Source organism: Micromonospora phytophila, from assembly GCF_023656545.1.
GTDB lineage: Bacteria > Actinomycetota > Actinomycetes > Mycobacteriales > Micromonosporaceae > Micromonospora > Micromonospora phytophila.
Genome location: NZ_JAMOKF010000188.1, coordinates 1 through 10,981, shown reverse-complemented (window position 1 = coordinate 10,981; position 10,981 = coordinate 1). Strand labels below are relative to the sequence as shown.

Annotated in this window: 11 protein-coding genes and 1 pseudogene; 8 read left to right on the top strand and 4 right to left on the bottom strand. The window is 72.7% G+C overall.

Translation table 11 applies throughout. The features are described from left to right. The 3 genes and pseudogenes from NCC78_RS20445 to NCC78_RS20435 form a co-directional block, all read left to right on the top strand. Positions 1-411 (top strand): annotated as a pseudogene (locus tag NCC78_RS20445) (hypothetical protein); the annotation flags it as partial. 323 nt (positions 412-734) lie between these two features. Beyond that, positions 735-2,582 carry a 2-oxoacid:acceptor oxidoreductase subunit alpha gene (locus NCC78_RS20440; protein ID WP_250796326.1) on the top strand — a complete coding sequence of 616 codons (1,848 nt, stop codon included), beginning with the start codon at positions 735-737 and terminating at the stop codon, positions 2,580-2,582. After that, positions 2,575-3,609 carry a 2-oxoacid:ferredoxin oxidoreductase subunit beta gene (locus tag NCC78_RS20435; RefSeq protein ID WP_250796324.1) on the top strand — a complete coding sequence of 345 codons (1,035 nt, stop codon included), beginning with the start codon at positions 2,575-2,577 and terminating at the stop codon, positions 3,607-3,609. Before NCC78_RS20440 ends, NCC78_RS20435 begins: the two co-directional genes overlap by 8 nt. 76 nt (positions 3,610-3,685) lie before the next feature. Here NCC78_RS20435 and NCC78_RS20430 read toward each other — a convergent pair whose 3' ends face one another. Further along, the gene (locus NCC78_RS20430; RefSeq protein ID WP_250796323.1) at positions 3,686-4,333 is read right to left on the bottom strand and encodes an FMN-dependent NADH-azoreductase; all 648 of its coding nucleotides are present in this window, start codon (positions 4,331-4,333) and stop codon (positions 3,686-3,688) included. An 84-nt stretch (positions 4,334-4,417) separates the two neighbouring features. Here NCC78_RS20430 and NCC78_RS20425 point away from each other — a divergent pair, with 84 nt between their 5' ends. Then, on the top strand, positions 4,418-4,915 hold the full coding sequence (locus tag NCC78_RS20425; RefSeq protein ID WP_250796322.1) for a MarR family winged helix-turn-helix transcriptional regulator: 498 nt from the start codon (positions 4,418-4,420) through the stop codon (positions 4,913-4,915). A gap of 166 nt (positions 4,916-5,081) precedes the next feature. On the opposite strand, the gene NCC78_RS20420 is transcribed toward NCC78_RS20425, so the two are convergent. Next, a complete protein-coding gene (locus tag NCC78_RS20420) occupies positions 5,082-6,095 on the bottom strand; it encodes a potassium channel family protein (protein WP_250796321.1) in 1,014 nt (337 codons plus the stop codon). Positions 6,096-6,397: 302 nt separating this feature from the next. On the opposite strand from NCC78_RS20420, the gene NCC78_RS20415 reads away from it, so the two are divergent. Together NCC78_RS20415 and NCC78_RS20410 are read left to right on the top strand one after the other, a co-directional pair. Then, a complete protein-coding gene (locus tag NCC78_RS20415) occupies positions 6,398-6,898 on the top strand; it encodes a helix-turn-helix domain-containing protein (RefSeq protein WP_250796320.1) in 501 nt (166 codons plus the stop codon). Positions 6,899-7,031: 133 nt separating this feature from the next. Further along, positions 7,032-7,631 carry a ClpP family protease gene (locus tag NCC78_RS20410; protein WP_250796319.1) on the top strand — a complete coding sequence of 200 codons (600 nt, stop codon included), beginning with the start codon at positions 7,032-7,034 and terminating at the stop codon, positions 7,629-7,631. A gap of 107 nt (positions 7,632-7,738) precedes the next feature. Here the strand turns inward: NCC78_RS20410 and NCC78_RS20405 are convergent, their stop codons facing one another. After that, the gene (locus tag NCC78_RS20405; RefSeq protein ID WP_250796318.1) at positions 7,739-8,620 is read right to left on the bottom strand and encodes a trypsin-like serine protease; all 882 of its coding nucleotides are present in this window, start codon (positions 8,618-8,620) and stop codon (positions 7,739-7,741) included. A gap of 218 nt (positions 8,621-8,838) precedes the next feature. Next, positions 8,839-9,192, bottom strand: a complete 354-nt coding sequence (locus NCC78_RS20400) for a winged helix-turn-helix transcriptional regulator (RefSeq protein WP_308220927.1) — start codon at positions 9,190-9,192, stop codon at positions 8,839-8,841. Positions 9,193-9,313: 121 nt separating this feature from the next. On the opposite strand from NCC78_RS20400, the gene NCC78_RS20395 reads away from it, so the two are divergent. Continuing rightward, positions 9,314-10,162, top strand: coding sequence for an SDR family oxidoreductase (locus NCC78_RS20395; protein WP_250796317.1), 849 nt, complete (start codon positions 9,314-9,316; stop codon positions 10,160-10,162). A 76-nt stretch (positions 10,163-10,238) separates the two neighbouring features. Next, on the top strand, positions 10,239-10,907 hold the full coding sequence (locus NCC78_RS20390; RefSeq protein WP_250796315.1) for a class I SAM-dependent DNA methyltransferase: 669 nt from the start codon (positions 10,239-10,241) through the stop codon (positions 10,905-10,907). The last annotated feature ends 74 nt before the right edge of the window (positions 10,908-10,981 follow it).

Genomic DNA, 10,981 nt, shown 5'->3' with positions numbered 1-10,981 from the left:
CTGGGCACCGTGGCCGCCGGCGGGACGGCCGCCCTGCGGCTGCCGGTCGCCGCGACGCCGCAGGCCCAGCGGGACGCCCCGCTGGCCGGCGCGGTGGTCGGGCAGCTCGATCCGCGCAGCGGCCGGACCCGGCAGATGCAGATGAGTTTCCGGATCACGTCGGCGGTGGCGCTGGCGACCCCGGTGGTCTCGCCGCCCGCGCCGACCGGCTCCCAGGGTGTGCTGGCCGCCGGTGCTCCGGACACCGGTGGCGACGGCGGGATGAACTCGGTGCAGCACATCGCCGTCATCCTGATCGTGGTCTCCACGTTGCTGGTGGTGCTGGCCCTCGGGCTGGCGACCACCTCGCTGCGGCGGCGGATGACCGAGCCGGGTCCCGACCCGACGACGGCGCCCGCGACCACGGACTGACCGGACGGCCCCCGGCGGGGCGCACCCGGCACCGGCGCCTCCGCGTGGCCATCGGTGGGACGGTGATCTCGATTACGGCGTGCTGGGCAAAAGGCCGCAGAACCGGTCAGAACCCGGCGTTTTCCGGTCCCAGTCGGCGGACCTCCGGGGAAGTTGACCCCACCATCCGACGTAGGCTCTCAGGTGAGGAACGACAGCGGACCGGACCAGCCACGGCGGTGCGGTGCAGCGGTGCGTCAAGGAGGACACGTGGCCGGGCCAGGCGAGGTCACCATCGAGTTCAGCCGCCCGCGCGACCGCGCTGAGCGAAGCGAGGTGCAGGCGTGACCAAGCAGATCCGTCAACTGGACCGGGTGGTCATCCGGTTCGCCGGAGACTCCGGCGACGGCATGCAGTTGACCGGCGACCGGTTCACGTCGGAAACCGCTCAACTGGGCAACGACATATCCACGTTGCCCAACTTCCCGGCCGAGATCCGGGCCCCCGCCGGCACCCTGCCGGGCGTGTCCAGCTTCCAGGTGCACTTCGCCGACTACGACATCCTGACCCCGGGTGACGCCCCCAACGTGCTGGTGGCGATGAACCCGGCGGCGCTCAAGGCCAACCTGGCCGACCTGCCGCGCGGAGCGGACATCATCGTCAACACCGACGAGTTCACCCGGCGCAACCTGGCCAAGGTCGGCTACCAGGCCAGCCCGCTCGACGACGACTCGCTCGCCGGCTACGTGGTGCACCCGGTGGCGCTGACCTCGATGACGGTCGGCGCGCTCGCGCAGCAGGACGTGTCCAAGAAGGACGCCGAGCGGGCCAAGAACATGTTCGCCCTGGGCCTGCTCTCCTGGATGTACTCCCGGCCGTACGAGTCCACCCTGCGTTTCCTGGAGCGCAAGTTCGCCGCCCGTCCGGAACTGGTCGCGGCGAACGTCGCGGCGTTCCGGGCCGGCTGGAACTTCGGCGAGACCACCGAGGACTTCGCGGTCCGCTACGAGGTCAAGCCGGCCAGGATGAAGCCCGGCACCTACCGGAACATCACCGGCAACGCGGCGCTCTCGCTCGGCCTGGTGGCCGCCGGCGTCCGCTCCGGGCTGCCGGTCTTCCTCGGGGCGTACCCCATCACCCCGGCCTCGGACATCCTGCACGAGCTGAGCAAGCACAAGCGCTTCGGCGTGCTCACCATGCAGGCCGAGGACGAGATCGCCGCGGTGGGCGCGGCGCTGGGCGCCTCGTACGGGGGCTCGCTGGGCGTCACCACCACCAGCGGCCCGGGCGTCGCGCTCAAGAGCGAGACGATCTCGCTGGCCGTGGCGCTGGAGCTGCCGCTGGTCATCGTCGACGTGCAGCGGGCCGGTCCCTCCACCGGCATGCCGACCAAGACCGAGCAGGCCGACCTGAACATGGCCCTCTACGGCCGGCACGGCGAGGCGCCGGTCGCGGTGATCGCCCCGAAGTCGCCGTCGGACTGCTTCCACGCGGCCATCGAGGCGGCCCGGATCGCGTTGACCTACCGCACCCCGGTGATCCTGCTGTCGGACAACTACGTCGCCAACGGCTCCGAGCCGTGGCTGCTGCCCGACGTGGAGTCCCTGCCGGACCTGCGGGTCGAGTTCGCCACGAAGCCCAACGGCGAGGACGGCACGACCTTCCTGCCCTACCTGCGTGACCCGGAGACCCTGGCCCGGCCGTGGGCCATCCCGGGTACGCCAGGGCTGGAGCACCGCATCGGCGGCCTGGAGAAGGCCGACAAGACCGGTGACATCTCGTACGACCCGGCGAACCACGACTTCATGGTGCGGACCCGGGCGGCCCGGATCGAGACGATCCCGGTGCCGGACGTCGAGGTCGAGGACCCGGACGGCGACGCCCGGGTGCTGGTGCTCGGCTGGGGCTCGACGTACGGGCCGATCGGCGCGGCCTGCCGGGCCCTGCGCCAGCGCGGCCTGTCGATCGCGCAGGCGCACCTGCGCCACCTGGCACCGATGCCCGCCAACCTCGGCGAGGTGCTGCGCTCCTACGACCGGGTGGTCATCCCCGAGATGAACCTCGGCCAGCTCGCCCACGTGATCCGGGCCAAGTACCTGGTCGACGCGATCGGCTACAACCAGGTCCGCGGCCTGCCGTTCACCTCCGCCGAGCTGGAGACGACGCTGGAAGAGGTCCTGAAGAATGTCTGAGCCCGTCGCCCTCAAGCTCACCGCCAAGGACTTCAAGTCCGACCAGGAGGTGCGCTGGTGCCCCGGCTGCGGTGACTACGCGATCCTCGCGGCCATCCAGCAGTTCATGCCGGAGCTGAACATTCCCCGCGAGCGGACCGTCTTCGTCTCCGGGATCGGCTGCTCGTCGCGCTTCCCGTACTACATGAACACCTACGGGATGCACTCGATCCACGGCCGTGCCCCGGCGATCGCCACCGGCCTGTCGGTGTCCCGGCCGGACCTGTCGGTCTGGGTGGTCACCGGCGACGGCGACGCGCTCTCCATCGGCGGCAACCACCTGATCCACGCGCTGCGGCGCAACGTCAACCTGAAGATCCTGCTGTTCAACAACCGGATCTACGGCCTGACCAAGGGGCAGTACTCGCCCACCTCCGAGGTCGGCAAGGTCACCAAGTCGACGCCCTCCGGTTCGGCGGACGCGCCGTTCAACCCGCTCTCGCTGGCCCTCGGCGCCGAGGCTACCTTCGTCGGCCGCACCATCGACTCGGACCGCAAGCACCTCCAGTCGGTGCTGCGGGCCGCGGCGGAGCACGAGGGCTCGGCGTTCGTGGAGATCTACCAGAACTGCAACATCTTCAACGACGGCGCGTTCGACCAGCTCAAGGATCCGGGCACCCGCGACGACTTCCTGATCCGGCTGGAGCACGGGCAGCCCATCACGTTCGGCAGGGACGGGCAGTTCTGCGTGGTGCACCCGCCGGGCGGGTTCGGCCTGGAGGTCCGGGAGACCGCCCAGGTGAGCCCCGGGGAGATCGTCGTGCACGACGCGACGGTCGCCGACCCGGCGTACGCCTTCGCGCTGTCCCGGCTGCCCGGCCTCGACCTGCGCAACACCCCGATCGGCGTCTTCCGCTCGGTCGACCGGCCGTCCTACGACAGCGTGGTGCAGAGCCAGCTCGCCGCCGCCAAGGCGCCGGTGACCCAGACCCCCGAGCAGCAGCTCGCCGGCCTGCTCAACAGCGGCGACACCTGGACGATCGTCTGACCCGTTCCGCCCCGAGACGCACGAAGGAGTGGCCGTTCCCCAGGGAACGACCACTCCTTCGCGTTTCCGGCGCCGGTCAGGCAGCGGCGGAGGCCGGCGCCCACAGGCTGTCGATCGCCCGCTCGGCCGCCCTCAGGCTCTCCTCGGCCAGCGGAACCAGCCCGGCCATGGCCGGGTTCACCGGGGCGAGGGTCAGCTCGGCGGTGATGAATCGCGGTTCGAGGCCGGTCAGCGACAGGCCGTGCGGAAGCCAGGGCTCGGCGTGGTCCCAGCCCTCGCGCGGGGTGCCCGCGCCGTAGCCACCGCCCCGGCTGGCCAGCACAATGAACTCCCGCCCGCCCAGCAGGCCGGCCTGGGTCTCCGGGTCGTACGCAAGGCCGGGCGCGATGAGGTGGTCGACCCAGGCCTTCACGCTGCTGGGGGCCCCGTAGTTGTAGAGCGGGAGGCCGAGCAGGACGGTGTCGGCCCGCTTCACCTCCCGGACCAGCCGCTCGGTCAGGGCCCAGGACCCGCGCTGGGCCGGGGTGTGCTGGTCCGCGGGCACCATCCGGGCCAGGCCGCCGACCTCGTCGAGGTGCGGCAGCGGCTCGGTGCCCAGGTTCCGGTAGGTGACCGTCCCGCCGGGGTTGGCGGTGCGCCAGGCGGCGGCAGCCCGGGCGGTGAGCTGTCGGCTGACCGAGCGCTCCCCCTGGATGCTCGAATCGATGTGCAACAGGTGTGCCATTTGACTAGCCCTCCATGGTTCGTTTGTGAAGCACAAACCATTTATAGCAGGTCTAGATTCCGGGGCGTCGGTAGACTCGGTCACATGCCTGCCGTGCCGGTCGACCAGTCGGAGCACCGCTCCGGCGCGCTCCTCGACCACCTGGCCCGGCGGATCCGGCTGCGGTCGGAGTCGGTGCTGGCGCCGCTCGGCCTCCGGCCCCGACATCTCGTGGCCCTCACCGTGCTGCGGGCCGGGGGCGGGATCAGCCAGCAGGCGCTCGCCGGCACGCTGGAGATGGACGGGACGAACGTCGTCGGCCTGCTCAACGAACTGGAGGCGGAGCGTCTGGTCGAGCGGCGACGCTCACCCGAGGACCGCCGCCGGCACGTCGTCGAGCTCACCCCGGCCGGCGCGGAACGGCTCGCCGAGGCGGAGTGCGCGCTGGCCACCGCCGAGGACGAGGTCCTCGGCGCGCTGGAGCCCGCCGAGCGCGAGACGCTCTACGAGCTGCTCCGGCGGGCGGCCACCGGGACGGGAACGCTCAGTTGCACCGAAGCGGTGGCCGACGCCGACACACGCCCCGGCGACGACCGCTGCTGAACGCGGGAAGGGCCACCCGGACGACGGGCACGGGTCGGACGCCCGGCACCCCGTGAACCCGGTGCCGGTCAGCGGACGCGCACCGCTCCCACATCCGGCGGGCAGACCGGCACGGCCCTCGCGTCGCTCAGGTGGTGGAAACCGGCACCGCGCGTACGGGCGCCGGTCAGGGGGTGGACGCCGGCTGGGGCCGGTCGTCGCGGACGTGGACCAGCATGTCGCCGGTCTCGATGATCGCGCCGGCCTTGTCCGCCAGGCTGACCACCTTGCCCCGGCGGACCAGGGCGATCACCAGCGAGTCCAGCTCCCGTGGGGAGCGGCCGACCTCGGAGCGCTCCGCCGAGCGCATGGCCAGCGCCATGCCCTGACCCGGGGTGAGCAGATCCTCCACCACGTCGATCAGGGGCGGGGCCGAGGTGGACAGGCCCAGCAGCCGGCCGGCGGTGGCCGAGGAGACGATCACGTGGTGGGCGCCGCTCTGCTTGAGCAGCGGGGCGTTCTCCGCCTCCCGGGCGGCGGCGATGATCCGCACCTGGCCGGCGGTGAGCTGGCGTACGGTCAGCGCCACCAGGACCGAGGCGTCGTCGCTGTCGGTCGCGATGATCACCGCCTTGGCGGTCCGGACGTGCGCCTGGTTCAGCACCGCCGACCGGGTCGCCGATCCCTCGATCGCCACCAGGCCGGCCGAGGTCGCCTGCCGCAGCGCGGCCCCGCTGCGCTCCACCACCACGATCCGGGACTTGTCGAGCCCGTTCTCCAGCAGGGCGGAGACCGCGCTGCGGCCCTTGGTGCCGTAGCCGCAGATGATGACGTGATCCTTCACGGTTCTCTCCCACCGGTTCAGGCGACGGCCCGTCCGGTACTGCTCGGTCAGGACTTCCAGGGTGGTGCCGACCAGGATGATCAGGAAGAGCACCCGGGCCGGGGTGATGAGGAGGACGTTGACCAGCCGGGCGTCCTGGGTGAACGGGGTGATGTCGCCGTAGCCGGTGGTGGAGAGGGAGACGACCGCGTAGTAGAAGCAGTCGAGCAGGGTCAGCCCGTCCTCGTTGACGTCCCGGTAACCGTCGCGCTCCAGGTAGACCAGGGCCACCACCCCGCAAACCAGGCCGAGCGCGGCGGCCAGCCGCAGGCTCAACGCGCTCAGGGGGCCCCGTCGCTGCGCGGGAAAATGGATCACCGTGAGACCTGCCCCGACTCCGCCGTCGCCTGCACGTGCACAACATAGCGGTTACCGGGTGATCCGCACGCCGGGGTGGCGACCACCGCCGACGGCGCGATCAGACCGCCGTCGGCCCTTCACCACGCGTGACCCGCACCGACCTTCCCGGTCGACGCCGGGCCGGGCACCCGCGCGTGCGGCCGTGACCTCTCCGGTCGGGCACGGGCCCGCGCGCCCCCGCCTGACCGGGCCTGCCCGCGCGCGCCTCAGCGGGCATGATGGGGGTGTCCCCGGACGGCGACCGCGAGAGTGAGGTCCGCATGTCGTTGCTGCGACGAGTGATCGGCGGGGTGCTGCGCCGGCTGCGGCTGCGGCAGGGCCGCACGCTGCGTGAGGTGGCCGAGGCCGCCGGGGTGTCGGTCCCCTATCTCTCCGAGGTGGAGCGCGGCCGCAAGGAGGCCTCCTCGGAGGTGCTCGCGGCGATCTGCCGGGCGCTCGGCATCCGCCTCTCGGACCTGCTGGAGGAGGCGCGGGACGACCTGCGCCGGGTGGAGCCGCACGTTCCGGCCGCGCCCCGGGCGAGCCTGGCCCGGCTGGAGCGGGTGGAGCGGGTGGACGCCGCACGGGGCTCCGGCCCGGCCGTGCACGTCCGGCCGCGGAGCGCCGGGCCGCTGCTGCACCTCGGTCCGTCGGCCGGCGGGCCGACCGTCCGGGTCGGACGCACCGCCTCCGCGTCGGGCGGGCGCCCCGGTCCGCGTACTCTCGTCGCACTCGGCTGCGGGCGGGCCCGGACCGGCCGGCGGCGGTTGACCGCCGTCTAGGTCGGCCGGTTCTGCCGTGGGCGGATCTGCCGCCGGCAGAATCGTTGGGGTTCCGCACGCGGTGCCGCGCAGGCTGGAGGAGCCGGTCCCCCGGGCGGTTCCGTCGCCCGCCGGCACGGTGAGAGGCGGCGCGATGATCGGATTGGACGTACGGATGCTCGACGGCGGGCAACCGTCCTTCGGTGACCAGGTGTTCGAGCGGCTGCTGAGGGAGCGGATCATCTTCCTCGGCACCGAGGTGACCGACGCGTCGGCCAACCAGATCTGCGCCCAGATCCTGCTGCTCGCCGCCGAGGACGCCGAGCGGGACATCTACCTCTACATCAACTCGCCGGGCGGCTCGGTCAGCGCGGGCATGGCCGTCTACGACACCATGCGGTACGTGAAGAACGACGTGGCCACCCTGGCGCTCGGCTTCGCCGGCTCGATGGGGCAGTTCCTGCTCTGCGCGGGAGCGGCCGGCAAGCGTTACGCCCTGCCCCACTCACGGATCATGATGCACCAGCCCTCGGGCGGGATGGGCGGCACCGCCGCGGACATCACCATCCAGGCCGAGAACATGCTGCACGTCAAGCGGACCATGCAGGAGCTGATCGCCCGGCACAGCGGGCGCACCCTGGAGGAGATCCAGCGGGACTGGGACCGGGACCGCTGGTTCACCGCCGAGCAGGCCCGCGAGTACGGCCTGGTCGACCAGGTGCTCAGCCGCGCCGAGCAGCTGCCGGGGGCCTGAGCGACGCGCCCGACGCCCGCCGGTGCCGCGGCCGACCGGAAAGCGGCTGCGGGGTGACGCGCGACGGCGGCCGGCGATGGTCCCGCCGGCCGCCGTCGCGTCCCACGTCAGGGCAGGTCGACGAAGTCGTCGAGGAAGTCCCGGGCGCTCGGCGCGTCCAGGCGGTAGACGACGTTGGTGGCGTAGCAGGGAGCGTCGCCGGTGATGGTGGTGGCGGCGAGGATCCGCTGCCCGTCGAGGGTGACGAAGTTCGGGCCGCCGGAGTCGCCGTAGCAGGCGCCGCCGTAGTCGCGGCTCTCGTTCATGGCCAGCCGGACCCAGGTCTTGTTGAGCGCGTTGAAGCCGACCTCGGCCTTCATCCGCACCCCGCCGCCGGGGTGGACGTGCCCGCCCGGCTCGCGCTGGGCCTCCTCGGTGCCGTACCCCATGACGTCCCAGCGGGCGGCGTCGAGCGCGCGGGCGCCGAGCGCGTCGAGCTGACCGGCGGTGGGCAGGGTGGCGGGGGTGAAGTCCCAGCGCCCGTCCAGCTCGGCGGCCTGAGTGGCGTCGAAGGTGACCACGGCGATGTCGTGGGAGTCCGCCGAGTTGCCCGGGAAGTCGGGGTGGGTGTGCTCGGTGCCCTCCACGGCCACCTCGGCGGCGACCTGCGCCGGGGTCAGTCCCTTCGCCTTCGCGGCGGCGAGGGCGCCCTCGACGTCCTGGGCGAGCGAGACGTAGAACCGGGCGCCGGGAGCCCAGTCGGTGGTGCAGTGCGACGCGGTGAGGAAGACGTCGGTGTCGATCATGGTGCCGGAGCAGTACCAGTCGACGACGTCCGGAGTGGCCGGGTTGCCGTCGCGGTCCCACTGCACGATCAGGGCGCCGACCTCGGTGCGCTCCGGGGCGGGCAGGGCGTTGTAGGTGTTGATGGCCGATGCGGGCGTGGCGGCGGCGACGGCCGCGGCGAGCGCCGCGGCCGTGAGCGTGGCGAAGAGTGCGGTACGACGCACGGGTCCTCCGGTGCGGGAGCAGGAATGCGATGCCGAAGCCGGACGCGCCCCCTCGATCCGCGTCCGGCATCCGGCACGCGATGGCCTGGGTGGTGCCGGCCGTCGATACGTCGGAGCCTATTCCCGGTGGTGGGAATCCGCGCGAGCTGCGGGCGCAGCGCATTCTGCTCGATATTCGTTACATCGACACAGGTCGTGATCTGTCGCCGCGGCGCCGGTCAGCGGGCGTCGTAGCGGGCGCGGGCGGCCTCCACCTCGGGGAGGTGGGTGGTCGCCCACGTCCGGAGCCCGGAGAGCAGGTCGAGCAGGCTGCGCCCGAGGCCGGTCAGGGCGTAGTCGACCCGCGGCGGCACCTCGGCGTGCACACTGCGCGTGACCAGGCCGTCGCGTTCCAGGCCGCGCAGGGTCTGGGTGAGCATCTTCTGGCTCACCCCGTCGACCCGCTGGGCCAGCTCGCCGTAGCGCTTCACGCCGTCGGCGAGGGCGAGCACGACCAGGACGCTCCACCGGTCGCCGATCCGGTCGAGCACCTGCCGGCTGCCGCAGTTCCGGTCGTAGAGGTTCGGTTCCACCTTTATACTCTCCCATGGTGCGTGGCGCACTTCAAGGTGCCTACTCTCCAACGGGAAGTGATGGCGAGGTGTTCCCGTTGCAGCAGAGGTCCGACCACACTTCTCTCCAGGGAGTTCGTCCATGTCCATCGTCGTCACCGGAGCCACCGGCCACCTGGGCCGCCTCATCGTCGAGTCGCTGCTGGCCCGGGGCGTACCGGCCGAGCAGGTCGTGGCGGTGGGGCGCGACACCACCCGCCTCGCCGACCTGGCCGAGCGCGGCGTCACCGTCCGCCAGGCCGACTACAACGACACCGACTCGCTGCGCGCCGCGTTCGCCGGCGCCGAGAAGCTGATGTTCGTCTCCGGCACCGAGATCGGCCGCCGGGTGGAGCAGGCCCGCAACGTCGCCGCCGCCGCGAAGGAGGCCGGCGTGCGCCTGCTCGCCTACAGCAGCATCCCGCACGCCGACACTTCCAGCCTCACCCTCGCCATTGATCACCGGGGCAGCGAGCAGGAGATCAAGGCGGCCGGCGTGCCCTACGCCTTCCTGCGCAACAGCTGGTACTTCGAGAACTACCTGCCGCAGCTGCCCGCGTACCTGGAGCACGGGGTCGTCGGCTCGGCCGGGGACGGCCGGATCAGTGCCGCCGCCCGCGCCGACTACGCCGACGCCGCCGCCGCGGTGCTCACCACCGAGGGCCACACCGACAAGGTGTACGAGCTGGGCGGCGCGCCGTTCACCCTGACCGAGCTGGCCGAGGAGCTGTCCCGACAGACCGGCCGCCACGTCACCTACATCGACCTGCCGGTGGAGAAGTACGTCGAGGTGCTGGTCGGCACCGGCCTGCCCGAGGAGTACGCCGCCATCCTGGCCGACGGTGACCGGGGCGCTGCCCAGGGCGAGCTGCACGTCGAGGGCGACGACCTGGCGAAGCTGATCGGCCGCCGGCCGACCACCCTCGCCGAGGCGATCCGCGCCGAGCTCTGACCGTCACCCGGCCCGCCGCCCGCGCCCCGTCGGGCGGGGCGGCGGCCCGGCCTTCAACTCGGTAGCCTCGCTCCCCATGATCAAGCCGGACTTCCTACGCGAGACCCGGGCGTCGTACGACGCCGTGGCCACCGACTACGCCGAGTACGTGCGGGACGCGCTGAACACCAACACCTGGGACCGGGCGTTCCTCGCCGCCTTCGCCGAGACGGTGCGCGCCACCGGCGGCGGGCCGGTCGCCGACGTCGGCTGCGGGCCCGGCCGGGTCACCGGGCACCTGCACGGGCTGGGGCTGGACGTCTTCGGCATCGACCTGTCGCCCGCGATGGTGGCGCAGGCACGACGCTCACACCCCGGGCTGCGCTTCGACGAGGGCTCGATGACCGGGCTGAACCTGCCGGAGGGCACGCTCGGCGGGATCGTGGCCTGGTACTCGATCATCCACGTCCCGGACGAGCTGCTGCCCGCGGCCTTCGCCGGCTTCCACCGGGCGCTGGCACCCGGCGGCCACCTGGCGCTGGCGTTCCAGGTCGGCGACGAGCCGCTGCACCTGACCGAGGCGCTCGGCCACCCGGTCGACCTCACCTTCCACCGCCGGCAGCCCGACCGGGTCGCGGCGCTGCTCGCCGCCGCCGGGCTGGAGGTCCGCGCCCGGCTGCTCCGCGAGCCCGAGAGGTACGCCGGCGTGCTCGAGAAGACGCCGCAGGCGTACCTGCTGGCCCGCCGTCCGGCGACGGCCGGCTGACCGGAACCGGGGCACGCCGGCCGCAACCGCGCGACCCGGCCGCACGCGGTCGCCCGCGCCGGCCGGGTCACGTG

What these genes read in the sequence shown, in the direction of transcription:
- NCC78_RS20435 (WP_250796324.1), top strand. Translation starts at nt 2,575, where the DNA reads ATGTCTGAGCCCGTCGCCCTCAAGCTCACCGCCAAGGACTTCAAGTCC.
- NCC78_RS20430 (WP_250796323.1), bottom strand. Translation starts at nt 4,333, where the DNA reads ATGGCACACCTGTTGCACATCGATTCGAGCATCCAGGGGGAGCGCTCG.
- NCC78_RS20425 (WP_250796322.1), top strand. Translation starts at nt 4,418, where the DNA reads ATGCCTGCCGTGCCGGTCGACCAGTCGGAGCACCGCTCCGGCGCGCTC.
- NCC78_RS20415 (WP_250796320.1), top strand. Translation starts at nt 6,398, where the DNA reads ATGTCGTTGCTGCGACGAGTGATCGGCGGGGTGCTGCGCCGGCTGCGG.
- NCC78_RS20410 (WP_250796319.1), top strand. Translation starts at nt 7,032, where the DNA reads ATGATCGGATTGGACGTACGGATGCTCGACGGCGGGCAACCGTCCTTC.
- NCC78_RS20395 (WP_250796317.1), top strand. Translation starts at nt 9,314, where the DNA reads ATGTCCATCGTCGTCACCGGAGCCACCGGCCACCTGGGCCGCCTCATC.
- NCC78_RS20390 (WP_250796315.1), top strand. Translation starts at nt 10,239, where the DNA reads ATGATCAAGCCGGACTTCCTACGCGAGACCCGGGCGTCGTACGACGCC.